The organism is Burkholderia sp. AU31652 (assembly GCF_002223155.1).
Taxonomy (GTDB): Bacteria; Pseudomonadota; Gammaproteobacteria; order Burkholderiales; family Burkholderiaceae; genus Burkholderia.
Genome location: NZ_NKFG01000005.1, coordinates 2,175,012 through 2,200,314 on the forward strand (window position 1 = coordinate 2,175,012; position 25,303 = coordinate 2,200,314).

At 67.9% G+C, this 25,303-nt stretch carries 26 protein-coding genes; 7 read left to right on the forward strand and 19 right to left on the reverse strand.

The window, feature by feature from the left end; all coding sequences use genetic code 11:
* Positions 1-147 precede the first annotated feature (147 nt).
* Positions 148-1,287, forward strand: coding sequence for a patatin-like phospholipase family protein (locus CFB40_RS27300; protein ID WP_089432942.1), 1,140 nt, complete (start codon positions 148-150; stop codon positions 1,285-1,287).
* A gap of 223 nt (positions 1,288-1,510) precedes the next feature.
* Here the strand turns inward: CFB40_RS27300 and CFB40_RS27305 are convergent, their stop codons facing one another.
* The 3 genes from CFB40_RS27305 to CFB40_RS27315 all read right to left on the reverse strand — a co-directional run bounded on the left by CFB40_RS27305 (position 1,511) and on the right by CFB40_RS27315 (position 3,982).
* Positions 1,511-2,671 carry an alpha/beta fold hydrolase gene (locus CFB40_RS27305; protein ID WP_089432943.1) on the reverse strand — a complete coding sequence of 387 codons (1,161 nt, stop codon included), beginning with the start codon at positions 2,669-2,671 and terminating at the stop codon, positions 1,511-1,513.
* 236 nt (positions 2,672-2,907) lie between these two features.
* Positions 2,908-3,588, reverse strand: a complete 681-nt coding sequence (locus CFB40_RS27310; RefSeq protein ID WP_089429066.1) for an HAD family hydrolase — start codon at positions 3,586-3,588, stop codon at positions 2,908-2,910.
* A gap of 82 nt (positions 3,589-3,670) precedes the next feature.
* Positions 3,671-3,982, reverse strand: a complete 312-nt coding sequence (locus tag CFB40_RS27315; protein ID WP_256976904.1) for a winged helix-turn-helix transcriptional regulator — start codon at positions 3,980-3,982, stop codon at positions 3,671-3,673.
* Positions 3,983-4,164: 182 nt separating this feature from the next.
* On the opposite strand from CFB40_RS27315, the gene CFB40_RS27320 reads away from it, so the two are divergent.
* The 3 genes from CFB40_RS27320 (at position 4,165) to CFB40_RS27330 (ending at position 6,536) form a co-directional block, all read left to right on the forward strand.
* Positions 4,165-4,761, forward strand: coding sequence for a carboxymuconolactone decarboxylase family protein (locus CFB40_RS27320; RefSeq protein WP_089432945.1), 597 nt, complete (start codon positions 4,165-4,167; stop codon positions 4,759-4,761).
* Between the two features lie 322 nt (positions 4,762-5,083).
* Complete coding sequence (locus CFB40_RS27325; protein WP_089427115.1) at positions 5,084-5,392, forward strand: ArsR/SmtB family transcription factor; 309 nt, start codon at positions 5,084-5,086, stop codon at positions 5,390-5,392.
* Between the two features lie 82 nt (positions 5,393-5,474).
* A complete protein-coding gene (locus CFB40_RS27330; protein ID WP_089427114.1) occupies positions 5,475-6,536 on the forward strand; it encodes an alkene reductase in 1,062 nt (353 codons plus the stop codon).
* A gap of 18 nt (positions 6,537-6,554) precedes the next feature.
* Here CFB40_RS27330 and CFB40_RS27335 read toward each other — a convergent pair whose 3' ends face one another.
* Positions 6,555-7,082 carry a GNAT family N-acetyltransferase gene (locus tag CFB40_RS27335; RefSeq protein WP_089432946.1) on the reverse strand — a complete coding sequence of 176 codons (528 nt, stop codon included), beginning with the start codon at positions 7,080-7,082 and terminating at the stop codon, positions 6,555-6,557.
* An 87-nt stretch (positions 7,083-7,169) separates the two neighbouring features.
* On the opposite strand from CFB40_RS27335, the gene CFB40_RS27340 reads away from it, so the two are divergent.
* Entirely contained in the window at positions 7,170-7,781 is a 612-nt protein-coding gene (locus CFB40_RS27340; protein WP_089432947.1) for a LysE family translocator, read from the forward strand.
* 54 nt (positions 7,782-7,835) lie between these two features.
* On the opposite strand, the gene CFB40_RS27345 is transcribed toward CFB40_RS27340, so the two are convergent.
* Together CFB40_RS27345 and CFB40_RS27350 are read right to left on the reverse strand one after the other, a co-directional pair.
* On the reverse strand, positions 7,836-8,036 hold the full coding sequence (locus CFB40_RS27345; RefSeq protein ID WP_089427111.1) for a hypothetical protein: 201 nt from the start codon (positions 8,034-8,036) through the stop codon (positions 7,836-7,838).
* Positions 8,033-8,494, reverse strand: a complete 462-nt coding sequence (locus tag CFB40_RS27350; protein ID WP_089427110.1) for a hypothetical protein — start codon at positions 8,492-8,494, stop codon at positions 8,033-8,035. Before CFB40_RS27350 ends, CFB40_RS27345 begins: the two co-directional genes overlap by 4 nt.
* Before the next feature lie 285 nt (positions 8,495-8,779).
* Here CFB40_RS27350 and CFB40_RS27355 point away from each other — a divergent pair, with 285 nt between their 5' ends.
* Complete coding sequence (locus CFB40_RS27355; protein ID WP_089432948.1) at positions 8,780-9,736, forward strand: alpha/beta hydrolase family protein; 957 nt, start codon at positions 8,780-8,782, stop codon at positions 9,734-9,736.
* On the opposite strand, the gene CFB40_RS27360 is transcribed toward CFB40_RS27355, so the two are convergent.
* Positions 9,733-10,653 (reverse strand): phosphatidylinositol-specific phospholipase C, encoded by a 921-nt coding sequence (locus CFB40_RS27360; RefSeq protein WP_179255310.1) that lies wholly within the window; start codon positions 10,651-10,653, stop codon positions 9,733-9,735. The two genes, CFB40_RS27355 and CFB40_RS27360, sit on opposite strands and share 4 nt — an antisense overlap.
* 6 nt (positions 10,654-10,659) lie before the next feature.
* On the opposite strand from CFB40_RS27360, the gene CFB40_RS27365 reads away from it, so the two are divergent.
* Positions 10,660-11,682, forward strand: coding sequence for a LacI family DNA-binding transcriptional regulator (locus CFB40_RS27365; protein WP_089427107.1), 1,023 nt, complete (start codon positions 10,660-10,662; stop codon positions 11,680-11,682).
* Between the two features lie 32 nt (positions 11,683-11,714).
* Here the strand turns inward: CFB40_RS27365 and CFB40_RS27370 are convergent, their stop codons facing one another.
* The 12 genes from CFB40_RS27370 to ypfJ all read right to left on the reverse strand — a co-directional run bounded on the left by CFB40_RS27370 (position 11,715) and on the right by ypfJ (position 25,292).
* The gene (locus CFB40_RS27370; RefSeq protein ID WP_373452689.1) at positions 11,715-12,602 is read right to left on the reverse strand and encodes a carbohydrate ABC transporter permease; all 888 of its coding nucleotides are present in this window, start codon (positions 12,600-12,602) and stop codon (positions 11,715-11,717) included.
* Positions 12,572-13,441 carry a carbohydrate ABC transporter permease gene (locus CFB40_RS27375; protein ID WP_089432951.1) on the reverse strand — a complete coding sequence of 290 codons (870 nt, stop codon included), beginning with the start codon at positions 13,439-13,441 and terminating at the stop codon, positions 12,572-12,574. Before CFB40_RS27375 ends, CFB40_RS27370 begins: the two co-directional genes overlap by 31 nt.
* 34 nt (positions 13,442-13,475) lie before the next feature.
* A complete protein-coding gene (locus CFB40_RS27380; protein WP_039343900.1) occupies positions 13,476-14,714 on the reverse strand; it encodes an ABC transporter substrate-binding protein in 1,239 nt (412 codons plus the stop codon).
* Positions 14,715-14,978: 264 nt separating this feature from the next.
* Complete coding sequence (locus tag CFB40_RS27385) at positions 14,979-16,187, reverse strand: porin (RefSeq protein WP_089432952.1); 1,209 nt, start codon at positions 16,185-16,187, stop codon at positions 14,979-14,981.
* Between the two features lie 167 nt (positions 16,188-16,354).
* On the reverse strand, positions 16,355-17,293 hold the full coding sequence (locus CFB40_RS27390; protein ID WP_039344159.1) for a helix-turn-helix domain-containing protein: 939 nt from the start codon (positions 17,291-17,293) through the stop codon (positions 16,355-16,357).
* A 61-nt stretch (positions 17,294-17,354) separates the two neighbouring features.
* Positions 17,355-17,942 (reverse strand): DUF3156 family protein, encoded by a 588-nt coding sequence (locus tag CFB40_RS27395; RefSeq protein ID WP_089432953.1) that lies wholly within the window; start codon positions 17,940-17,942, stop codon positions 17,355-17,357.
* The gene (locus CFB40_RS27400) at positions 17,939-19,441 is read right to left on the reverse strand and encodes an APC family permease (RefSeq protein WP_089427102.1); all 1,503 of its coding nucleotides are present in this window, start codon (positions 19,439-19,441) and stop codon (positions 17,939-17,941) included. Before CFB40_RS27400 ends, CFB40_RS27395 begins: the two co-directional genes overlap by 4 nt.
* A gap of 252 nt (positions 19,442-19,693) precedes the next feature.
* A complete protein-coding gene (locus CFB40_RS27405) occupies positions 19,694-21,034 on the reverse strand; it encodes an aspartate aminotransferase family protein (RefSeq protein ID WP_089427101.1) in 1,341 nt (446 codons plus the stop codon).
* A 42-nt stretch (positions 21,035-21,076) separates the two neighbouring features.
* A complete protein-coding gene (locus CFB40_RS27410) occupies positions 21,077-22,579 on the reverse strand; it encodes an aldehyde dehydrogenase family protein (protein ID WP_089432954.1) in 1,503 nt (500 codons plus the stop codon).
* Between the two features lie 191 nt (positions 22,580-22,770).
* Positions 22,771-23,448 (reverse strand): hypothetical protein, encoded by a 678-nt coding sequence (locus CFB40_RS27415; protein WP_089432955.1) that lies wholly within the window; start codon positions 23,446-23,448, stop codon positions 22,771-22,773.
* Between the two features lie 51 nt (positions 23,449-23,499).
* The gene (locus CFB40_RS27420; RefSeq protein ID WP_089427098.1) at positions 23,500-24,240 is read right to left on the reverse strand and encodes a helix-turn-helix transcriptional regulator; all 741 of its coding nucleotides are present in this window, start codon (positions 24,238-24,240) and stop codon (positions 23,500-23,502) included.
* A 170-nt stretch (positions 24,241-24,410) separates the two neighbouring features.
* The gene (gene ypfJ, locus CFB40_RS27425) at positions 24,411-25,292 is read right to left on the reverse strand and encodes a KPN_02809 family neutral zinc metallopeptidase (protein ID WP_089427097.1); all 882 of its coding nucleotides are present in this window, start codon (positions 25,290-25,292) and stop codon (positions 24,411-24,413) included.
* Positions 25,293-25,303 lie beyond the last annotated feature (11 nt).

A 25,303-nucleotide genomic window follows, 5' to 3' on the forward strand; every position in this document is an offset into this window, starting at 1 on the left:
ACGACACGCGCTTGAGGGTCGGAAGCGACTGACGTCGAATCGAACGCGGCCGCCCGTTGCACCGCGGGCGGCCCGTCCGCCGTCGATCGCCTAAACTGAATCGAACCGTTCGTACCCGACCCACTATCACACGCAGCGAGGCCAGCCATGACCGCGAGCCAGCCGGCACGCATGGATCTCCCCGGGCAAGTGGTGCTCGTGCTCCAGGGCGGCGGCGCACTGGGCGCATTCCAGCTCGGCGTCTTTCAGGCGATGGACGAAGCCGGTATCCGGCCCGACTGGGTGGTCGGGACGTCGATCGGCGCGATCAACGCGGCGCTGATCGCCGGGAACCCGCCAGCGCAGCGTTACGAGAAGCTATCGGCATTCTGGCGCCGCGTGACCGAACGGACCCGTTTCGACACTGGGCCGCTGCTGCCCGGCTGGAACCGGACGCTGGCCGAGCTGATGATCATCGGCGGCGGCATCGCGGGATTCTTCCAGCCCAATCCGGCCTCGTGGCTCGGGCCGATGGTCCGCCTCGGCGTCGATCGCGCGTCGTATTACCGGATCGCGCCGCTGCGCGACACCCTTGCGTCGCTGATCGATCCCGAGCTGCTGAACGCCGGCCACCCGCGCCTGACCGTCAGCGCGGTCAATGCGTGCTCGGGCATGATGCGCTATTTCGATTCCCGCGATACGCGACTGGCGCTCGAGCACATCATGAGTTCCGGCGCGCTGCCGCCCGCGTTCCCGGCGATCAGGATCGACGGCGAGCCGTACTGGGATGGTGGCGTGTATTCGAACACGCCGGTCGAGGTCGTGCTCGACGACAATCCGCGCCGCAGCTCGATCATCTTCTCGGTCCAGATGTGGAACCCGGCCGGCCCCGAGCCCCAGAGCATCTGGCAGGTGTCGGAGCGGCAGAAGGACATCCAGTACGCGAGCCGCACCGACAGCCACATCGCGCGCCAGCAGCAAATTCACCGGCTGCGCCACGTGATCCGCGAGCTGGCCCGGCACGTGCCGGAAGCCGAGCGCGCGTCGCCGGCCGTGCGCCGGCTCGCCGCGTGGGGATGCGAAACCACGATGCATCTGATCAAGCTCGCGGCGCCGCGACTCGCCGACGACAATCAGTTCAAGGACATCGATTTCACGCCGGCCGGCATCGAGGCCCGCCGGCAGGCCGGCTACGAGGCCGCACAACGGGCCATCGCGGCGCGTCCGTGGGAGACACCGACGGACCCGACGGAAGGGCTGACGGTATTCGACGCCAGCGGGCCGCCGATCACGGAAGATCCGGCGTGATACGCGGCGCCCTTATCGCGCGCCGAGCGCATCGGCTCGATCCCGCGCGCCCGGCCTCGTACACCTCGACCATCAGCACACCGTCCCGCGCAGCGTGTCGAAATAGTCATCGAGGATCGTGATGTTCATGGGGAGCGCGCCCGGCAACGCCGTCATCCTGAACCGGGAGCCTGCATGTCTCTGACCGATCGATTTTCGCCGTGCGCGGACCTCGCACGCACGCTCACTGCCCTGCCGCGCGCATGTCCGGCGCCGTGCCGGCAACGACCGGACACGATTGCGGCAACGCCTGCCCGAACAGCACGGCCAGCCCGCAAGCGGACGTGAACATGCCGAGGCCGTCATGCCCGACGCCCGGCACTTCGACGACCTGTTGCGCGAGATCGTCAGGATGCCGTTTCTTCAGATAGTCGAAATACGCGAGCCCGCGTGCGAGCCGGTACGGGCCTTGCGCCATGGCCGCGCATGAGCGGTCGATGAAGTGGGTGTAAGGGTTCGTGTCGGCCTGGCCGAGCAGGTACACGACATGACGCGCGGCATAGCGCGTTTCGAGATCGCGCACGTCCTGCGACGCAACATAAGGCGGTGCCGACTTCAGCCCGTATTTCCATTCGGTCGCGCTCGGGCAGGTTCCGCCTGCGATCGGCTGGCCGTCCGGCCGTTCGTCGTCGAAATACAGGTAGCTCGACGGGTTCGCGACCACATAGCGCACCGCGATGCCGGCCCGCGCGAGCGCATCGCCTTCGTGCCCGGCCACCGCGTAACGCTGCAGCAACTGCGCGCCGGCGGAGTGGCCAATCACGACGACCGTCGACAACGCGGGATACAGGCCGCGGTCGGCGAAATGCGCGAGCAATGCGTCGAGCGCGGTGAACGAGCTGATCGGGGCTGGCTGGCGGGCCGGTTCGCCGCCCTTCCATCCTTCCTGGGTCCAGGCGAGCGTCGGCGCGGGCAGCGAGAACGCACGCGTATCGGCGCGTGTCAGGAATTGCGGCGCGACGACCATCGTGCCCTGGCCCACTGCACCGGCCTTCTCGACCACCTTGAGCCCCGATGCGTAATAAGCGTCGGCGTTGCGCAGCGTGCCGTGAATCACGATGAACACACGCGTGACGTCAGGTGCCGCCTTGTCGACGGGATGGTCGGCATAGACGGGCAACATCGCGCTGCCCTGCGGCGTGTCGACGGTCAAGCGCTGGTCGGCGACTGCCTTCACCGGTGCTTCGAGACGTTCGCGCTGGGTGGGCGTGGCGGCTTCGGCCGGATGCGCGCCGCCCAGGACGTCGAGGGCTGCCGCGACCGAAATCGCGAACGCCAGGGTCCGGGCGGCCGGCAACACGCGTGAGCGCCGGATGCTTGCAAAGGCAACGGAAATGAGTGACATGGCGACGGATCGAGTGGCGGATATGACTTTAACGGCGATGGTCGCAGAATCCGTCGCGCGCTGCCGGACGGTTACGGGAAGCGCGTCAGTGGGCCGGTTCTGCGCCGCGTTCGCGCCGCCCGCCCATTCCCGGCATCCGTCACCGGCCCCACCAGCCGCCGGCGAGTCGATCGCGCTGACCTGGAAGCGGATCGTCAGGGTCATCGACATCCCGACGATCGACGGGCCGGGGCGCGTCAGCCCGACGCTTCGGACGCATCGCGCTGCATCCGTTGCACGATCGCGTCCAGTTCGCCGATATGCGTGGCCACCGCCTGCTTGCCCGCGCGTGCCCATCCATCGAACGACGTCATCCCGCTCACCGCGCCGACGAACGCCACGCCGGCACGCTCGGCCGCCTGCGCATCCACCGCATGGTCACCCACGTAGATCGCCGAACGGGCCGGCACGCCCAGCCGCGCCAGCGCCAGCACGAGCCCTTCGGGATCAGGCTTGTGACGCTGCACGTCCTCGCCGCCGATCAGCACGTCGACGAGCGACTGCAGTTCGTTCAGCGCAAGAATCGCCTCGATCCGGTAGCGGAACTTCGACGACACGATCGCGACCGCGAGACCCTGCTCGCGCAGACGCGCAAGCAGCGACGGGACATCGGGATAGATGCGCGTGCCGTGCACCATGATCTCGTCGGCGCGTGCCACGAAGTGGCGCGCAAACGCGTCGGCCCGCGCCGGCTCGGTTTCACCCGTCAGCAAGCGGAACATTTCGTGCAGCGGCAGCCCGATCACGGCACCGATCTGCGCCGGTGTCGCGCCGGCGGCATCCAGCCGATGCAGCGCGTATTCCGTGCATTCGATGATTGCGGCGGACGAATCCGCCAGCGTCAGATCGAAATCGAAGATGACGGCCTGAACAGGCATGAAAGGACGCTCCGAAAAAATCGGCTTGCGCGCGACGCGCGAACCGGCATGACGTTGCGATGCGCATCCGCGTGTCGATCGATCAGCGTTCCTGACCGGATTGCTCGCGATCGGCCGCGTCGAACCCGTCCGGGTCGCGCGTCGCCCATTGTTTTGCCCACCCCAGCAACGGTTGCAGCGCCGCCTCGAGCCGCCGGCCTTCGGCCGTCATGCAGTAGCCGCCCTCGCCATGCTCGACGAGGCCCGATGCCTTGAGCTCGGCCAGCCGCGTATTGAGCAGGCGCGCATTCGTTTCGCAGGCTTCCTGCAGTGCGCGGAATGTGAGCGGCTCGCCGCGCAGTTCCCACAGGATGCGCAGCGTAGTCCGCCGCCCAAGCAGATCCAGCACGACCATGATGGGTCGTCCCGTCTTCGATCCGCGAACGCGCTGTCCGATTTTTGGTGTGGTCATGCTGTACTTTTTAAAGCAAACGCCAGGCAGAGTCAATCGCTTGAATCGCGCCTCGGTTCTGCTTTACTTTTTAAAGCACGACGCCTACGCTTCCACGCATGCATCGTCTCGGGCACGGGGCTCACATGACTCAGCGTATTGCATCCGCATCACCGCCGTTCGAACCCGACATCACGGCTTCGATCGACCGGATCATGCAGGGCCACCCACCGTTGCGACTCTTCACCACGCTCGCGCGCGATCCGCGCCTGTTCACGAAATTCTTTGCCGCCGGCCTGCTGGACAAGGGCCATCTCGACATCCGGCAACGCGAGATCGTCATCGACCGCACTACCGCGCTTTGCGGGTGCGAATACGAATGGGGCGTGCATGTCGCCGTGTTCGCCCGGACGGCGAAGCTGAGCAGCGAGCAAATCCGGTCGTTGGCTTGCGGCTCGGCTGACGACACATGCTGGAACGACGACGACCGGGTGCTGATCCGGATGTGCGATGCGCTGCATCGGCACTGCGATATCGACGATGACCTGTGGCACACGCTGTGCCGGCATTTCAGTGACGAGGCACGGCTCGAGCTGCTGATGCTGGCGGGCTTCTATCGGACGGTCAGTTATCTCGCGAATGCACTGCGCCTGCCGCTTGAAGCGCATGCGACACGGTTTCCGTCTCGTACGTCGGCATGTGAAGTTCATTCCCCTGATTTGCCGACGGAGGATCGACCGTGATTTCTGGCACGGCGACGAATACAAGGCGATGGTCGAGCGGGTGTATGGCCATCCGCCCGTGATACGCGTGCTGGATTCTGTCGCGCATGTCGATGCGACGCAGGACGGTACTAGATCTTCGGACTGTCCGACTGAGGGCCGGATCGCGCCGTTGCGGAACGACCCGCCCTGCACCCTCGAGGGTCACAACGATCCATCCCCGTTATCGCATTTCGCTATCAACCCCATTGCCAGCAATGCTTTCAAACATATCGTCAAGTTCCGATATAAGATTCGCCCATCGACGATACCTGTTTGCCTGACTGAAACGCCCGCCCGATCCATGCCGACCGAACTCGACATCGAAGCCATCCTGAAAGCGCTCTCGAACCCCGTGCGCCGGGAAATCCTCCTCTGGCTGAAAACGCCGGGCGAGCATTTCCCGAACCAGACGCTGCCGTATGAACACGGCGTCTGCGCGGGCCAGATCGACGCGCGCTGCGGGCTGTCGCAGTCGACCGTCTCCGCGCACCTCGCGACGCTGCAACGCGCGGGGCTCGTGACGTCGACACGGATCGGCCAGTGGGCGTTCTTTCAACGCAACGAGGCCGTCATCGACGCATTTCACGACGCCCTGCGCCGCGAACTCTAGTCAACACGGCCGAACCGGCCATGCGGAGCGCCGTCGCCCATGACGCGACGGTTTCCCGCCTTTCGTGAAGAGGTTATTTGCCATGCCCACCCTGTTCGATCCCGTCACCCTCGGCGACCTGACCCTGCCGAACCGCATCGTGATGGCGCCGCTCACCCGCTCCCGTGCGGGCGCGACGCGCGTGCCGAACGCGCTGATGGCCCGCTACTACGCCGAGCGCGCGACGGCCGGCCTGATCATTACCGAGGCAACATCGGTCACGCCGCAGGGCGTCGGCTACGCGGACACCCCCGGCATCTGGTCCGACGAGCAGGTCGAGGGCTGGAAACAGGTGACGCAGGCCGTGCATGCGGCCGGTGGGCGCATCGTGCTGCAACTCTGGCACGTCGGCCGGATCTCCGACCCGGTGTTCCTGAACGGCGACCTGCCGGTCGCGCCGAGCGCGATCGCCGCCGGCGGCCACGTGAGCCTCGTGCGTCCGCAGCGCCCGTACGTGACGCCGCGCGCACTCGAGCTCGACGAAATCCCGGGCATCGTCGCCGCGTACCGCAAGGGTGCGGAAAACGCGAAGGCCGCCGGCTTCGACGGTGTCGAGATCCACGGCGCGAACGGCTACCTGCTCGACCAGTTCCTGCAGGACAGCACCAACCACCGCACCGATGCATATGGCGGCCCGATCGAGAACCGCGCACGCCTGCTGCTCGAAGTGGTCGATGCGGCAATCGACGTGTGGGGCGCCGGCCGCGTCGGCGTGCACCTTGCCCCGCGCGGCGACGCGCACACGATGGGCGATTCCGATCCGGCGGCAACGTTCGGCTATGTCGCGCGCGAACTCGGCCGTCGCAAGATCGCGTTCATCTTCACGCGTGAGTCGTATTCGGGCGACCACTTGAGCCCGCGCCTGAAGGAAGCGTTCGGCGGCCCGCTGATCGCGAACGAGCAGTTCACGCTCGACACCGCGCAGGCTGCACTCGAGGACGGCAGCGCCGACGCGATCGCATGGGGCAAGCTGTTCATCGCGAACCCCGACCTGCCGCGCCGCCTCGAACTCGGCGCACCGCTCAACAAGCCGGTGCCGGAGACGTTCTACGCGGAAGGCGAAACGGGTTATACCGATTACCCGGCGCTGAGCGACGCGGCCTGACGGCCAGGCAGCGCGTGTTCAGCGGCGCACGTCCGCCCGCATGAACACGCGCTGCGTCTCGTCGAGGCCGAGCGATACGTGGTGCGCGCGGATCGCGCGCAGCGTGTCGTCGAGCGTGGCGGCGTCGACGATGCTGAAACCCAGGCGCGCGTAGTACGGCGCATTCCACGGCGCGTCGCGAAACGTCGACAGCACGACCTCCGCGATCCCTTCCTGCGCCGCGCGTGCCATCACCTGTTCGATCAGGCGCGCGCCGATCCGCTGTCCGGCATGCGACGGCGCGACATCCAGTTCTTCCAGATAAAGCCGCTGCGCATCGAGCAGCCGGTAGAACGCAAACCCGACGCACGCGCCGTGCGCATCGACCGCCACATAAGCCCGGCCGCCATCGATGCGCACGAGTACGGCGGCCGTATCGGTCGGCTCGGCTTCCGCGATGTGGGTCATGCCGATTTCGCGAAACCGCTGCGCGGCAGCCACTTCGACGGCGGCCATCGCGGCCGCGTCTTCCCGCGTGGCGGGACGGATCAGGATCGGTGCAGTCATGACGGCAATTCAGGCAGACAGTCTGGAACGGCCGTCACTATAATCGAAACCTCATACGTTTCGAACGCCCCACCCACGAGGTTCGTCATGACGCTGTCCGCGCTCGCCGTCTTCGCTGTCACCCTGCTCGTCACCGCCGGCACGCCCGGGCCGAGCGTCGCCGCGCTGGTCGCGCGCGTGCTGACGAACGGCGTGCGTGACGTGCTGCCGTTCCTCGCGGCCATGTGGGTCGGCGAAGCGCTGTGGCTCACGCTCGCGGTCGCGGGGCTGTCCGCGTTCGCGCGCACGTTCGAGACGGGCCTGATCGTGCTGAAGCTGCTCGGCGTCGCGTACCTGCTGTTCCTCGCATGGAAGATGTGGACCGCACCGACCGGGACGGGCGCGGACGACCTGCCGCGCGGCCAGTCGCCGTGGCGCATGTTCGTCGCGGGCATGGCCGTCACGCTCGGCAATCCGAAGATTGCGGTTTTCTATCTCGCGTTGCTGCCGACCATCGTCGATCTCGCGCACGTCGGCGTGACCGCGTGGGCCGAGCTGGTCGGCACGATGCTCGCGGTCCTGATCCTGGCCGACTGCTTCTGGTCGCTGCTTGCGTCGCGCGCACGGGCGTTCCTGACGTCGGCGCGCGCGAAGCGGTTCGCGAACCGCACGAGCGCGACCGCGATGGCCGGTGCGGCAGTGGCGATCGCGACGCGCTGATGTGGAATCGAGGCGCGCTGATGGCATTCTGTAACGCCTGACGTGCAGGAAGCGTTACTTCCGTAAGCGCGGGTCATCTCCCAGGTCGCGCAGGCGCTTTCTCAACCGTCGATTGTCCGCGAGCAATGCAACCAGCGCGACGAGCGTCGCAACGGGAAAAAACCAGTTCCCCGAGTAATGCAGCAGTGCCCATGCAACAGCTGCGACTACAACAGCCGCGGCGATCAGACTGATTCCGTCTGCCATTCTGCTCATGCGGTCGCCCTCCCGATTGCGCGTGCGCGGATCGCAAACGTCACACTGACTGGCATGGGTCGAAGTACCTCCGGATACCGTTCGATCACGCGATAGACATCTTGCGGAATCACAAGACCGCGACGAGCCGCCCAGACGCGAATGCCGTCGACAGCGGCCACGCCGCGCTTGTCGCACACCAGCGACGCGTCGGCAGCCACAATCAGGCTGCCGATCGCCGCACCGACGTAAAAGCTCGCCCCGAGTGCTGACGCGGCTGCCAGCAGTTCCAGTCCGGTCGTTGCTCCGATCAGTTCGCCAACAGTAGCAGTCGGGCCGAGCGTCTTGAGCACGCCGAGAATAGCCGCGAGCGTGCCGGTTGCGGTTTGCTGCGCAGCAAACAGGCTTGCTGGCGCGGGTAAACCGAGGGCATCCATGTTGTCCCTGAATGCCCGATAAAAAGTCTTGCATTGCGTCATGCTGGATCCTCCTCAGAGCGCGGTGATTCTAGCAATGACGAGATGCGCTGACGAACCTGCCGGATTCATTCTGACCGAGCGCCTCTTCATTCAAGCGTCTCGACGCCCTCCACGCCACAAGCGCGTGTCGTCCCGGTGCGTGCCCGCTTACTGCCCGATGATTCGTTACGAAGTGTCGCGAACGAACCGTTCGTCGCTTCTTACAGCTATACACAACCGCCGATTTTCGTCACGATACGGCGAGTCGCGAAGGCGGCCCGCCGCGCGCCTGCCCCGGGGACCTCAATGAAAACCTGGCTATCGGCTGTCCTGCTCTGCCTGTCCGCCACGGTCGCGCACGCGGCCGGCATCAAGTTCCTCAGCATCCCGGCCAATGCGGCCGGCCACGAGTTGCGGGCGGTCATCTGGACCCCCTGCGCGGCACCCGCGCAATCGCTCACGATCGGCCCGTTCCTGCTGAAAGGGCAACGCAACTGCCCGACCGTCGGCGACAAGCTGCCGCTGGTCGTGATTTCGCACGGCCATGCCGGCACGTACTTCGGGCATCACGACCTCGCCGAAACGCTTGCCGACTCGGGCTACGTCGTCGCGGCGATCAACCATCCCGGCGACACGCATGCCGACATGAGCCGCGCGGCCGACCTGAGGGAGCTGGCGGAGCGGCCGGAGGACATCAAGCGCCTGGTCGACTACATGCTGTCCAACGGGCCCGACGCCGCGCACATCGATCCCGCGCGGATCGGCTTCTTCGGCTTCTCGCGCGGCGGCTATACGGGCCTCGTGCTGGCCGGCGCCAATCCGGATTTCGTGCACGCGCACGTGGCCTGCCCGGACCCGACCTGGTTGATCTGCAAGCAGATCCGCGACCATGACCTGCCGCGCCAGCCGCTGGCGCACGATCCGCGGATCAAGGCCTACGTGATCGCCGACCCGATGAACGAATTCCCGACCGCCGATACGCTGAAAGACGTGCATGCGCCGATCCAGCTCTGGGCGTCCGAAGCGGGCGGCGACGGCGTGGAGCCGGAAACGGTCCCCGCGCTGGCCGGCATGCTGCCGCAACGGCCGGAATTCCACGTCGTGCCGAATTCCGCGCATTTCGCGTTTCTCGCGCCGTGCTCCGAATCACTGGCGCACGACTCGCCTGAAGTCTGTACCGATGCGAAGGGATTCGACCGCGTGGCCTTCCACGAAACACTCGACGCGAAGGCACTCGCGTTCTTCAGCGCCAATCTCCGCTAACAGCGAAACGTCTTGCGCCAGACGCCCGGCGCCGGCACATGGTCGTTGCACGCGATCAGCGCGCGCACCAGCGCCCAGTCGTCGTCATCGCAGAAGTCGAGCAGCATCGCGCCATACGGGCCGGGCTGCTCGCGCAGCCGTGCGGCCAGCCGCGCATGAATGCCCCGCACGTTGCCGTCGCCGTGCGCGACCACCGACGGATTCGCGCCCATTCCCGTCCCGCTGCAGAAGTTGATCGCCCAGCGGCCGCTGTCCGGCGACGGCAAATCCGTCAGCAGTGCGTCGATCGCACGCCACTTCCAGCCGATCGACGCGGCGACCGGCACGCGATATTCGTCCTGGATCACGAATGCGCCATCGGGGTGGTCGATCGTGAACGTCGCGTTGTCGGGCCATGCGGTCAAATCGATGCCGAGCGGCCGGCTGCTGCGAAAGCGGCGCAGCAGCACGATCGCGCCGCGCACGTCGCCGAGCGCGGGCAGCGTGCCGCCGGCATGCCAGCGCAGCCGCGGATGCCGCGCACGATGCGCGTCGAACGTCGCATCGAAACTGCGCGTGCACGCGTGCGCCGGCCATTCGTCCTTCACCGACATCACGAGGCATTCGCGCGGATGCGCGTCGAGAAAACGCGCGCAGGTTGCCAGCACGTCGTCGAACGTCATGCCGAGCGCGATGCCGCCGTGATGGATGTCGAACGCATCGCGCACGTGCCGGCAGCGGATGTCGAGGAGCCGCACGCCATGCGCGAGCTGGGCATCGAGCGGCGCACGCTGGGTGCGCACGAGCCGATCGTCGACGGTATACGCACAGGTGTCATGGCTGCCCGGTAGGGTCAGCGTATGCAGCAGCCGCGCATCGTCGAGCGCCGACATCCAGTCGGCGGGCGGCATGCACGTATCGTGGCTCGAAGGGATCATGAATCGATGAATGACAAGGAAAGAAAGCCGTGGGTCACGGCATCGGATGTCGCGGCGCGCGCCGGCGTGTCGCGCTCCGCGGTGTCGCGTGCATTCTCGCCGACGGCGAGCATCGCCCCGCAGACACGTGAACGCGTGATGGTCGCCGCGCGCGCGCTCGGCTACCAGGTCAACCTGATCGCCCGCGACATGATCACGCAGCGCAGCAGCATGATCGGCGTCGTGACGGCCGGGTTCGAGAATCCGTTTCGCGCACGGCTGCTGTCGGACCTGATGGCCGCGCTCGGGCAGCGCGCGCTCACGCCGCTCGTGACCAATGCGGAAGATCCGCGCCAGGTCCGGCAATCGCTCGAGCAGTTGCTCAGCTACCGGATCGCGGGCCTCGTGATGACGTCCGCATCGCCGCCGCTGTCGGTCGCGCAGCAGTATCTCGAACACCGGATCCCGGTCGTGATGATCAACCGCGAGGCGAACCTGCCGGGCGCGGACATCGTCGTCAGCGACAACGCGGCGGGCGCCGTCCACGCAGCGCAGCGGCTCGTGCGGGCCGGTGCGCGCCGGCTCGCGTTCGTCGGGCCGCGCGGCGCGAGCTACAGCGCGCAGTCGCGCGCCACCGCGTTCGAGCAGGCGATCGGGCGCGGCGATGCGTTCGACGCGACACTCGCGCACGTGCTCGACACGCCGTCCGACACGCATGCAAGCGGCGTCGACGCCGCGCGGCAACTGTTCGGGAACGGCAAGCGGCCCGACGGCGTGTTCTGCTCGTCCGACCTGCTCGCGCTTGGCGTGATCGACGTCGCGCGCAGCGAATTCGGGTTGCGCGTGCCGGACGACGTGCGCGTGATCGGCTTCGACGACATCCCCGCCGCCGAATACGACGCGTACCGGCTCACGACGCTGCGGCAGGACACGCGCGGCCTCGCGCACGCGGCGGTCGACCTGCTCGCGGACCGGATGCAGGCGTTCGACGGCCCGTCGCGCACGCGCATCGTGCCGGTCACGCAGGTGGTGCGGGCCAGCTGCGCATAACCAGGGAGCATCGGGCGCGGCGACGCCGCGCGTCACTTCAGCCCGCCCGCGAACCCGCGCAACAGGTAGCGCTGCACATAGCCGGCCACGGCCAGCGTGGGCAGCGACGCCATCAGGCCCGCGCTCATCAGGTCGCCCCAGTCGATGCCGTTCTCGGTCACGTAGCCGGCAATCGCGAGCGGCAGCGTGAAGCGGCTCGGCGTCGACACGAACAGCAGCGCGATCAGGAATTCGTTCCACGCGGCGATGAACACGAAGATCGCGGTCGCGATCAGCCCGGGCGCGCACAGCGGCAGCACGATCTGCACGAGGCGTCGAGCAAGCCCCGCGCCGTCGATGCAGGCGGCTTCCTCGTATTCGATCGGCACGTCGCGCACGAACGCGAGCAGCATCCAGATCGCCATCGGCAACGCGTAGATCTGGTACGCGAGCATCAGGCCGAGCGTCGAGTCGAGCAGGTGCAGCCGCTTCGCGAGCGCGAACAGCGGCACCGCGATCGTGATCGGCGGCATCAGCTTCAACGCGAGCACGAGCACCAGGAACAGCAGGTCGAGCCGCGCCGGAAACCGCAGCCGCACGAGCGCGTACGCGGCCGGAAACGCGAGCGCCAGCGCGAGCAGCGTCGTGCCGAAGCCGACCAGCAACGAATTGAACAGCGGTGCACCGATGCCGTTCGACCAGACCGACGCGAAATGCTCGAAGGTCGGCGCGGCCGGCCAGATCCGTAACGGATGATCGAGGCGTTCGAGCGTCGGCATGAACGCCGCGCCCGCCATCCACAGGCACGGCAGCAGCAACAGCGCGAGTGCGACGAAGCGCAATGCCCAGGGCATCGCGCGCCCCAAAGCGACGCCCGTTCGTGCGCCCGTGATGCGGGCGGGTTGCGCCGTCATGCGCGCCGCTTGCGAACCGTCTGCCATACGTACCCCGAGACCAGCAGCGCGGACGCCGCGAGCATCAGCACCGACGCGGCACTTGCCGGCCCGACGTTGAAGAAGCGGAAGCCCGTGTCGTAGATATAGGTCGACAGCGTCTGGGTCGCGTTGCCGGGGCCGCCGCCCGTCAGCGCATAGACCTTGTCGAACAGCTTGAACGTGTCGATCGAGCGCAGCAGCAGCGCGAGGCCGATCTGCGGCGCCGCGAGCGGCAGCGTGATGTCGCGCAGGCACTGCCACTCGCTCGCGCCGTCGGTGCGCGCGGCTTCGTACAGCTCCTGCGGGATCGACTGCAGCCCGGCGAGCACGATCAGGAACGCCATCGGCGTCCACTGCCACACGTCGACGAGCGCGAGCGACCACAGCGCGAGATGCGGATCGGACAGCCAGCGCACGCCTTCGATGCCGAACGCCGCGAGCAGCGCGTTCAGGAAACCGTCGAAGTTGAGCCAGTTGCGCCAGATCGCCGAGCACACGAGCGTGGACAGCATCATCGGCAGGATCGCGAGCGGCAGCGCGATGCGCCGCCCCGGAAACGCGCGCACGAACAGCAGCGCGAGGCCGAAACCCAGCGCGACTTCGGCGAGCGACGCGACGATCGTGAAGCGCAGCGTGTTGCCGAAGCCGGCCGTGAACGCCTCGTCGCCGAGCACCGCACGATAGTTCGCGAGCCCGGCGAAGGCGCGCCGGCCGGCCGAGTAGTCGACCTGGCAGAACGAATCGATCAGCACCTGCGCGACCGGATACAGCGCGAGCGCGGCGAGCACCAGCAGCGCGGGCCCGAGCAGTGCGACGAACGGCAGGCTGCGGCCGAAAGCTTTCATGCGCTGGGTCCCGGCGAGAGTTCGAGGCGAGCCGTCACTTGCCGGCCGCGGCCGTCGCCTGTGCGATCTTCTGCTGTGCCTGGCGCAGCGCGGCGTCGGGTGCGGCCTGCCCCGTCAGCGCGAGCTGCAGCTGGTCGCCGAGAATGCTCTCGACCTGCTGCCAGTCGTTCACGCGCGGCCGCGCACGGCCGGCTTCGAGCGCCTTCAGCTGATCCGGATACCAGCGGTACTGGCGCACCAGCGCCGGATCGTTGAACACACTGCGGCGGGTCGGCGGAATGCCGATGCCGGCGAGGCGCGTCTGCGTGTCGCGGGCGGTCAGGTACGCGAGGAAATCCTGCGCGAGCTTCGCGTGCGGCGCGTCCTTCGGGATGCCCATCTGCCAGATGCCGAGCATCGGCGCCGGGCCGGCGGTCTGCCCGGGCGGCGGCTGCAGCGCGATCTGGCCGACCACGCGCGACTGCTTCGGATCGTCGAGCGCCGGCACCCACGCCGGCCAGACCTCGATCGACTGCGCGGCCGTGCCGCGCTGCAGCGCATCGCGCACTTCCGCCGCGCCGTACACGTCGACGTCCTTCGGCGCGGACGCCTTCAGCGCGAGGAAGGTCTTCAGCGCGGCTTGCGCCTCACGCGAATCGATCGTCACGTTGCCGGCACGGTCGAACACGTCGCCGCCGTAGGCCCACAGGATCGGCAGGAAGCCCGTCACGACCGGGTTGCCCTTCGTGCCGCGGAACACGACGCCCGACACGCTCTTGTCCGCACCGCCGACCGTCTGCGCGATCTTCAGCACGTCGTCCCAGTTGCGCGGCGGCTGCAGCTTGTACTTCGCGAGCAGGTCCTTGCGGTACGCGAACATCTCGACGTTGCCGACGATCGGCAGCGCGTACAGCGCGCCGGCCGCGTTGCGGCCGAGCGCGACGGCGGACGGCACGAGATCGGCGTCAGCAAGCGACGCGGGCAGCGGCTTCAGCCAGCCGTTGCCGATGAATTCGGGCGCCCACGTGTCGTCCATCATCACGAGGTCGTATGCGCCGGTGCCTTCGCGCATCGACAGCTTGAGCTTCTGGTACAGGTTCGCGTTCGGCAGCTTGAGCAGCTCGATCTCGGTGCCCGGATGCAGCTTGTTGAAGCCGGCGACGGCGTCGGCCAGCCCCTTGCCGTAGATATCGTCGCGGCCTGCGATGACGAGATCCGCGGCAACGGCGTGCGTGGCGGCGAAGGACAGCGCAAGGGCGGCGGACAGCGCGCGCAGGCGGCTCAGCAAGGTCATGAGGTCTCTCTCGTTCGGCGTGGTGGCGGGACGGCCGGGCGTTGCACACGTGTGCAACGCGGGAGATGTTTCTGGCCGCCTGTAGCGAACGCCATTGTTCACGCCGATCGTTAAGAATTTATGGCACGCGGCGATCGCCGGTACGCGGCGCCTGCCGCAGCGAGTCGAGCGGCAGCCCGGCGGCCATCCGCCCACCCTATGCCCGCCACCCGTTGCACGCCGATAGCCGCCCGCGTTCCGCGCGCCCTGTCCCATGCCCAGCGCTCAAAAATTCACGCGAATACCCGCCATCACCGCCAGTTGCCGGCTCGAGTTGCTGTTCGCGAGCACCGGGATCTGCGCGTAGTTCACCGCGTTGCCGTCCGCGTCGGTGCCGAGCCCCTTCCCGCTCGCGATCTGGCCGATCGCGACCGCATACAGCGCCGTGCGCTTCGACAGGCTGTAGTTCGTGCCGACGTTCACCTGGTGGAACCGCGTCGTGCCGCGCCCGTCGGTATGCGCGGCGTTGAAGATATAGGCGACGCCGCCCTGCAGCGCGGGCGTGAACATGTACGTGGCGTTCACCTCGCCGATATCGAACGTAAACGCCTGCGTGCGCGGCTGCGCGGTGGTCGAGAAATAGCGGCTGTCGCCGAGGCGCGTATGCGTATAGGTGAGCGCGATCGTCGCGTCGCCGAACGTGACCGACCCGCCCGCGCCGAACGCGCGCATCGAGCCCGCGTCCTGTAGAAGGCAATACATCGCACCCGGGTTGCTGCACGCGAAATCGCCGATATAGCCGTTCGCGCCGCCGAGCGCCGCGTCGAGCGGCTGGTGCAGGTCGAGGTAGCCGACCGAGAACGCGACCGGTGCGCGCGTGTACGTCGCGGCCACCGCGTAACCGCGCTTCGCGGAGAAATCGCCGGCCTGCCCGCCGAAGCTGAACGTGCCGCCGAACGTGAGGCCGTTGAAATCGGCGCTGGTGAACTTCACCGCGTTGTTGAAGTTGAATGCGGCATTCAGGTTGTCGACGTCGCCGAGGTGCGAGCCGTACGGCGTCGACCAGTTGTTGCTCGACACGTACGCGCCGAGCATGTCGGTGTACGTGTCGTACTGCCGGCCGAGGCCGAGCGTGCCGATCCCGTCCTGGCGCAGCCCGACCCACGCCTGCCGGCTGAAGGCCGTGCCGCCCTGCAGCGCCTGCCCGTTCGCCGAAAGAAACTGCTGCTCGAGCGTGAACATCGCATTGAGCCCGCCGCCAAGCGGCTCGGCGCCCTGGAAGCCGAAGCGTGACGGCACGAGGTTGCCGCCACCCATCTGCCATGCGTGGCCGCCGCCCGTACTGCCGTCGGCGCGCGTGAACTGCTGGTTCGTCGAGTAGATGATGCCGGTGTCCACGGTGCCGTACAGCGTCACGCTGCCCGAGGTCTGCGCGTGTGCGTGCATGCAACCCAGCGTCGCCGCAGCCGCGGCCAGTCGTCGTCCGATCTTCATGTCCCGCCCCTCTGTTGTCATCGATTCGCAGTGCAGATCGATGGGGTTATCGATATGGGTGACAGGACTCTATCCAGCGAAAATTCAGGACCTCTATCGCAAATCGGCAAACAGTCGCACGCGTTGCCCGCGACCGTGCTCGACGACGCCGTTGCGGCGCGCGTGCGTCATTCGGGGCGCGTCGTCTGCGACGGCAGCTCGCCGAACAGGTCGCGATACTCGCGCGCGAAATAGCCGAGGTGCGTGAACCCCCAGCTCGCGGCGGCCTCGCCGACGCCGAGCTGCTGCACGGGCGTCGTGCGCAGCAGGCGGCGCACCGCGTTCAGCCGGATCGTGCGCAGATAGCCGACCGGCGTGACGTCGGCCACGCGTTGAAAACTCGTCTGCAGCGTGCGGCGGCTGCAGCGCAGCGCACGGCACAGTTCGAGCACGGTGACGGGTTCCTCGGGCCGGTCGCGCAGATGCTTCTCGCAACGGCTCACGATGTCGCTGTAGGTGGCGTGCGTGATGTCGCGACGCTCGACGCCGATCCCCTGCTCGAGCGCATCGAGGAACATGCCGAGCATCGCGTCGCGGAACATCTTGCGGGTGGCCGCGTATTCGAGGTGGCCCGGGTTGCGCTGCGCATCGTCGATCAGCGACGACAGCCGCACGCCGAGCGCGACGCCCTGCTCGTCGGACAGCCGCGTCACGTGGCGCAGCTTGCGCGCGCCGGATGCGCCGAATTCGGCTTCGCACAACTCGTCGACCATGTCGGACGCCGCGCTGATCCCGACCAGCCCCATCCCTTCCGGCGTGTGGAATTCGAAATCCTCGCCGGCGCGCAGCGCGAGCAGCGCATAGCCGTCGACGGGCTGGCCCTGGAACGTGCCCGCGAGCGGCACGGACAGCGGCACCGCGAGCGACGTGCGCCCGGCCGGCGCGAGCCCGGTTTGCGCGACCCGCCGGTTGGTCGTTTCGCGGAAGAAGTGGAAATCGTCGTACAGCACCTGCGTGACGGTGCCCTTGAAGCGGCCCGGCGTCATCTGGCGGTAGACCTGATGCCAGCCCGCGATCGCGAGCCCGTGATCGTGCACGTCTTCGTGTGAGCGTGACTGGAACAGCATCGGCATCTCCGGTAAAACCCCTAAACGCGGCCGCCGGTTCCCCGGCGCGCAACGCCACAGCTTACCCGTGCAATATCCTGCGTAGTGCGGTTTCGAACGCAAGACAGGCCGCCGACAGCGCGGCGGCCTGCTCGCCCGTCAGGCGGACGTAGCGGCGGAACGACGGCATCCGGTTCACGACCTCGCTGCCGCCGAACGGCACGATCGCGAGCGTCCAGCGGCCGTCGCGCGCGTCGATCGTGCAGTCGGTCAGGTGCAGCGGCCGCAGCGCGTCGGCCAGCGACGGCTCGGCGACCAGCGCGGCTACCGCATCGACGAAACCGGGGTCGCATCCTGGCACGATCACCGCGTCGATACCCGTGCAGCGCAGCCAGCCGGTCTGGCGCACGCGCGCGCCGCCTTGCACGGCCGGGCCGGCTGCGGTTACCGCCACCTTCACGCTGACCGTATGCATCAGGAACTGGCGGTCGACGCGCTCGTCGACCCTCACGCGCATGCCGTTCGGCAGGCGGGCCGTCAGGCTGCCAGCGCCATCGGCATCCCGCTCGGCGCCCAAATCCGCCAGCACGCGTGCGGCGATCGCGCCGGGCCGGTGGCCGGGCGGCGGCGCATCGGGCGCCGCGCGCCAGCGGGCGAGCGCGAGCTTCACGATGCGACGTGCTCGTTGCGCAGCACTTCCTCGACCGGCACCGGCTTGAACGGATGCCGGCGCTGCACGACGAGCGTCCAGAACAGCGCGTACAGCGCGGTGAGCCCGAGCATCGCGCCGAACGGCACGTAGATGTCGCGCGCGTTCATGCCCGGCGGCGTGATGTACCAGATCGCCAGGATGATGCCGACGCTCGACACGATCTGCGGCAGCGGGAACAGCGGCGAACGGTACGGGCGCGGCAGGTCCGGGCGGCGAATCCGCAGCATCACGACCGACGCGGTGACGAGCAGGTACGCGGTGCCCCACGCGCAGGTCGCGGCGAGCACGAGGTGCAGGATGCTGTCGAGATTGCCGTTGATCAGCCACGCATGGAAGATCGGTACGATCGCCGCGGCGACGATACCGACCACCGGCGTCTTGAAGCGCGGATGCAGGTACGCGAAGCAGCGCGGCAGCGCGCCGTCGATCGCCATCCCGTACAGGATGCGCGGCAGCCCGGCCATCAGCGTGTTGATCGTCGCGGCGCCCGCGCACAGGAACGCGATGCCGAACCAGATGCGGCCGAACGGCCCGAGCACCTGCAGCGCGAACGCGGGAATCGCGCCCGGCGTGTCGAGCAGGTGCGTGAGGCCGTCGGCGCTCACCGGCACGTTCGCGACCTGGCGGCGGATCGCCGCGCCGTACAGGAACATGCAGATCGCGACGCCGACGAGGCCCAGCGCCATCGCACGCGGAATCGTCTTGCCCGGCGCCTTCATTTCCGGCGCGAGCGGCGTGACGAACTCGCAGCCGACGAACATGAACATCGCCATCCCGACCAGCGACAGCACGGCCGGCACCGACGTGCCGACTTCCGAGCCGCCGAACCAGCCGTCGAGATGCACGGCCGGCGCGGCCGCGAGCCCGAGGATCCCGAAGATCATCAGCGACAGCCACATGCCGGCCGTCAGCACGATCTCGAGCTTGCTGAACACCTTGATGCCGATGATGTTGGTGATCGCGAACGTGACGACGAGGCCGACGCCGACGAGCCACGAGCTGTTGTGCTTCTCGAACGCGGCATTCAGCGATTCGAAATTGACGAGCGCCATGATGCCGCTCAGGATCGTTTCCGCCGTGCCGGCGAACACGTGCACGAGGAAATACGCGGAGATCGTGCCGGTGATCGCCCAGAAGCGGCCGAGCCCGCACGACAGGTAATCGTAAACCGAGCCGGCCGTCGGCAGCATCGCGGCGGCTTCCGAGAAGGTGGTCGCCTGCGCCTGCATCATCACGAACGCGATGATCATCGCGACCGCGAACGCCCAGCCGCCCATCCCGAAGCCCGACGTCGCGGTGAGAATCACCGGGCTTGCCATGATGAGGCCGACGGCGCTCGCCAGCGCGGTCGGAAAGCCGACCGCCCCCGCCTTCAGCGCCGTGCCGCCTCCCGCTTCAGCCGGCGTGCCGGCGGGCGTGTCGCCCGCTGCGCCGGTAACTCCAGACCATCCCGACATCCCTGTCTCCTTCCTGTGTCGACCCCGGCCGCCGCTTCGTCGGCGGCCGGGGTTCCATGGCTATGCGGTCAGCCCGGGCGGCGCTTCGGCGCTTCGATTCCCGGGCCCCTTGTCGATCACACCTTGATCCGATGTCGAAAAAATACGCAGGCAAAATAATCCGGTCATAGCGCAAATTGGCAAACCGGCGGCGGCCGCACTGCCCGCCGCCGGCGTGCCGTCACGGAGTCACGGAGTCACGGAGTCACGCCATCACGCGAACGGCACGGCCTCGAAGCCGGCCGCGAGCGCGTCGACGATCCGGTCGAGCTGCTCGCGCTGGATCACGAGCGGCGGCGACAGGATGATCTTCGTGCCGACCGGACGCACCAGCACGCCGTTCTCGCGCGCGACTTCCGCAACCGCGTTCGCATAGCCTGAGAGCGGGTCGATCGGCTCGCGCGTGTCCTTGTTCGCGACCAGGTCGAGCGCGAGCATCAGCCCCTTGCCGCGCACTTCGCCGACCGCCGCGAAGCGTTCCGCGAACGGCTTCAACGCTTCGAGCAGATACGCGCCCTGCTTCGCCGCGTTCGCCGGCAGGTCCTCCTTCACGACGATGTCGAGGCTCGCGATCGCCGCCGCGCACGCGACCGGATGGCCCGCATACGTGTAGCCGTGCATGATCGCGCCGCCGAAATCGGCGTTCGCGGCGAACGCGTCCTCGATCCGTGCGTTCACGACCGTCGCGCCGAGCGGCACGTAGCCCGACGAGATCCCCTTCGCGAGACACATGATGTCCGGGCGCACGCCCCAGCCGCGGCTGCCGAACATACTGCCGCTGCGGCCGAAGCCCGTCACGACCTCGTCGGCGATCAGCAGGACGCCGTAACGGTCGCACACCTCGCGTACCAGCGGCCAGTAGTTGGCCGGCGGCACGATCACGCCGCCCGCGCCCTGGATCGGCTCCGCGATGAACGCGGCCACCGTGTCGGGGCTCTGGAACTGGATCTCGCGTTCCAACATCTCCGCGCAGATCCGGCCGAGTGCTTCGGGATCCTGCGTGAACGGGTTGCGGTACAGCCACGGCGTCTCGACGTGGAAGCAGCCCGGCAGGTTCGGCTCGTAGTTGCGGCGGAACACCGTGTTGCCGTTCACCGACGCACCGCCGAAGTGCGTGCCGTGATAGCCCTGCTTCAGCGAGATGAACTTCGTGCGGTCGGCCTGGCCGCGCACTTTCCAGTACTGGCGCGCGATTTTCAGCGCGGTCTCGATCGAGTCGGAGCCGCCCGAGCTGTACAGCACGCGGCGCATCCCTTCCGGTTCGAGCATGTCGATCACCTTCTTCGACAGTTCCTCCGCGCGCGGATGCGAAATGCCGTCGAACAGCTGGAAGTATTCGAGCTCGTCGAGCTGGCGCACGATCGCGTCCTTCACTTCCTGGCGGTTGTGGCCGACGTTCACGTTCCACAGGCCCGCGACGCCGTCGACGAGCTTGCGGCCCTGTTCGTCGAACACGTAGCAGCCGTCGCCGCGCACGATGCGGATCGGCTTGCGCTGCTTCATCTCGTTCGGGTGCAGCATCGGGTGCCAGAATTTCGCTTCGTTGTAGCTCATTGCAGTCTCCACTGTCGGATCGGTTGAGGTTGAGGCCGCGCGTCAGTGCGCGATGCAGACGGATTTGGTTTCGGTGAAGCCTTCGATCGCGTACTGGCCGAATTCGCGGCCGATGCCCGATTGCTTGTAACCGCCGAACGGCATCGACGGGTCGAGCGGGATATGGCAATTCACCCACACGGTGCCGGCCTCGATCTGCGGCACGAGGTTCATCACGCGCGTCAGGTCGTTGCTCCAGAGGCTCGCGGCAAGGCCGTACGGCGACGCGTTCGCGAGACGCACCGCATCGGCCGCGTCGTCGAACGGCATGACGACGATCACCGGGCCGAACACTTCGTCGCGCACGATCGCGCTGTCCGGATGCGGATCGGCGATCACCGCCGGCTTCACGTAGTAGCCGGGCAGGTCGTCGGCCGGCGTGCCGCCCGCGAGGAACGTGAGGCCCGCGCGGCGCGCGCCTTCGATGTGCTGGACGACCTTGTCGCGATGGTGCGCGGAGACCAGCGGGTTGATCTGCGCGGTCGTGTCGAGGCCCGCGCCGAGCTTCATCGACTGCGCGACGCCCGCGAGGCCGTCCGCGAGCTGCCTGAACTTGCTGCGGTGCACATAGATGCGCGATGCGGCCGCGCACACCTGCCCCTGGTTGAAGAACGCGCCGGCGGCGACGCCGTCAAGCGCCTGCGCGACGTCGATGTCGTCGAGCATCACGATCGGGTTCTTGCCGCCGAGCTCGAGCGAGAAGCGCGTCATGTTCTGCACGGCCGCCGCGCCGACCAGCTTGCCGGTCGCGGTCGAGCCCGTGAACGAGATCTTCGCGATCGACGGGTGGCTCGCGAGCGCGGCGCCGCACACGCGGCCGCCGGTGACGACGTTGAACACGCCGGGCGGCACGCCGGCCTCGCGTGCGAGCTCGGCCAGGCGCAGCGCGGTGAGCGGCGTTTCCGGCGACGGCTTCAGCACGATCGTGCAGCCGGCCGCGAGCGCGGGAATCAGCTTCCACACCGCGATCATCAGCGGGAAATTCCACGGCACGATCGCCGCGACCACGCCGACCGGCTCCTTGCGCGTATAGGCCGTATAGCGCGCGCCGGGCGGGAACGGGATCGACACGTCGAGCGTCTGGCCGGTGATCTTGGTCGCCCAGCCGGCCATGTAGCGCACGTATTCGACGCTCGCGCCGACCTCGATCGCGCGCGACACGTGGATCGACTTGCCCTGGTTCAGCGTTTCGAGCTGCGCGAGCGTTTCGGCGTCGGCTTCGATCAGGTCGGCGAGTTTCAGCAGGATGCGTTCGCGGTCGGCCGGGCGCAGGCCGCTCCATACGCGGGTGTCGAATGCATGCTTCGCGCTGGCGACCGCGCGGTCGACGTCGTGTGCGTCGGCGTCCGCGACCGTCGCAAGCCGCTCGCCCGTCGCGGGGTCGTACACGTCGAGCCGCGCGGCCGCGTGCGCGGGCTGCATTTCACCGTCGATGAAGAGGCCGAAGTCGCGCGCAACGAAGGTGCGCACGGTGTCGCTGACGGCGACGAAATTCGTGGTGCTCATGGGCGTCTCGAGGATTGTCGTGGCTGGACCGCGTGCGCACGGGCACGCGGGCGTCGTTCCACTGTATCGACGAGGGTTCGCGCCCGGTGAGCGCAAATTGGCAGCGCGTGGGCGGTGGGGAGGCGCGGGTTCGAACCGCGCGGGGTGGCTGGCGATCGACGTGGAAAGCCGGCCGGGGGCAGCAGCCTCGGTCAGCCGCTGAAGTACATGCAGCGGGCGCCGCCGACCAGTTCGTTTTCCTTCGCACTGCCCGATGTAAACAGGCAAAAGCTGGCGCCGAGGTCGCTTTCGAATTCCAGCAGGAAGTCCGGTCGGCCGTCGCGATCGAGGTCGCCCGCCCAGATCAGCGATGCGCTGAACGGCGGCGAGCCTCCGCCAAAATCATGCAGGACCGACCGCTTGCCATCGCCTTCGGCAATCACCGCACCGGACGCCGTGTGACGCAGTGCGTACCGGCGGCCGTGGAAATCGACGCGCAGCGGGCTGGCGCCGGGCTCGATCGCCCTTCCGTCTTTCGGGAACGCCAGGTTCGCCGCGTCGACCTTGCCCTGCCTGAGCCACTTGCAGCGGAACAGCGCCACGGCTTTTCCGAGGTTTGACTTGATGTCGACGATGTCGCCGCCCGGTTGCGACGGTTCGAACCGGACGCTTGCCGGTGCGAGCGTCCAGCGGTTTCCGACCGGAATCAGCCCGAGCCACCCGCCGCCGGGATAATCAGCGGCCTCGCCGACGTCGTCCGGGGCAATTTGGGTCGGTCGCAGCACGAGGCAAGGATCGGGCTCGCTTTCTTGCGCGAAGGCCGTCGAGGCCGTCGAAACACCCAGCAAGACAAGCAGCACGGCCAGCAGCGCTTTGACTTTGATATTCATGAATCGGCGATCGCGAAAGGTTCGAAGTCCGGATCGCAATTATCCGATGAATTACAGGAACAGCGCCCCCACCAGTTCCGTGCGGTTCGACACGCCGAGCTTGCGGTACATCCGCATCAGGTGCGTCTTGACGGTCGGCTGGCCGAGCGCGAGATCGCGGGCGATCTCCTTGTTCGAGCGGCCGTCGCGCACGAGGCGCGCGATCTGCTCCTCGCGGTAGGTCAGCCGCTCCTCGCAGCCGATCCGGTGGATCCCGCGCCGCGCGCGCAGCAGCGGGCTCAGCGCGGCTTCGGCCACCGGCTGCAGCCGCACGAGCGCTTCGATCTCGCCGGGCGCGAACCGCGCGGCCGTGCTGTTGCCGGCCACGCCGCCGCGCGTGTCGCCCGCCTCGAAGCGCAGCAGCGAGAACGCACCGACCGTGCGGCCCGCATCGCGCAGCCAGATCTCGACGACGTCGGCCACGTCGTGCCGCCGCAGGAAGCGGGTCCAGTACGCGGACGCGTCGCGCCTTTCGTCAGGCAATTGGGACGCAAGCGTGACGACCGCGCGCTCACCGGCCGCGCAGCGCGACGGATGCAGCGGATCGAGCATCCGGTAGCGCGCGACATAGGTGCGATGCATCGATTCCGGCATCCCGAACAGCTCGAAATCGGCCGGTTCGCCGCTCTGGTCGAGCCGGTAGAACACGATCGCGGACGGGCTCGCGAACGCGTCGAACGCGTCCACGCACGCGCGCAGCGCGCGTGGCCAGTCGGCGGCGGCCGGGTCGGCGGGAACGGATGAGGTCGGCATGGTGGAATCGGCTGGCGGGCGAACTTATTGAAGATCGAAGTTCGGGCCAGCCTACCGGCGCCGAAAAGCGCCGGTGAGCGCAAATCGGCAAATCGTCCCGGCCCGGCCGGTACGGAGGATTCACCCTCCGGCCGGAACGATGCAGGCGCGCGGCCAGGCACGCGCTCGATTCAGCGTGCGTTCGCGGCGAACGTGTCGCAGGCGCTCAGCTCGCCCGACTCCATCCCGCGCCGCAGCCAGTACACGCGCTGGTCGCTGGTGCCGTGCGTGAAGCTCTCCGGCACGACATAGCCCTGCCCTTGCTGCTGCAGCCGGTCGTCGCCGATCGCGGCGGCCGCCTTCAGCCCCTGCTCGAAATCGCCGGGTTCCATCAGCCGCTGGTTCGCGCGCTGCGCGTTGTTCGCCCACACACCGGCGAAGCAGTCGGCCTGCAGCTCCATCCGCACCGACAGCGCGTTCGAGTGCGCCTGGCTCGCCCGCCGGCGCGCGGCGTCGACCTTGTCGGAAATGCCGAGCAGGTTCTGCACGTGATGGCCGACCTCGTGCGCGATCACGTAAGCCTGCGCAAAATCGCCGCCCGCGCCGAAACGCTTGCGCAGTTCGTCGTAGAAACCGAGATCGATGTATACCTTGCGGTCGCCCGGGCAGTAGAACGGCCCCATCGCGGTCTGGCCCGTGCCGCATGCAGTCGGCGTCGAGTTCGTGAACATCACGAGCGTCGGCGGCTGGTACTGCGCGTGCAGCTGGGTATTGAACACGCCCGTCCACGTGCGCTCGATATTGCCGAGCACCTTGCGCGTGAACACCGCGCCCGTGTCGTTCGCCGGCTCGCCCTGCCGCTGCGCGGGCGCGGGCTGCGCCTGCTGCTGGCGGCCCTGCAGCGCCGACGCGCCTTCGAGTATCACGCGCGGGTCGATCCCGAAGAAATACGACGCGGCGAACGCAACCACGATCGTGCCGATGCCGATCGTCGCGCCACGCCCGCCGCCGAACCCGCCGGCGCCGCGGCGATCCTCGACGTTCGTGCTTTCCCTTTCGTCGTCCAGCCTCATAGCCGGCCCTC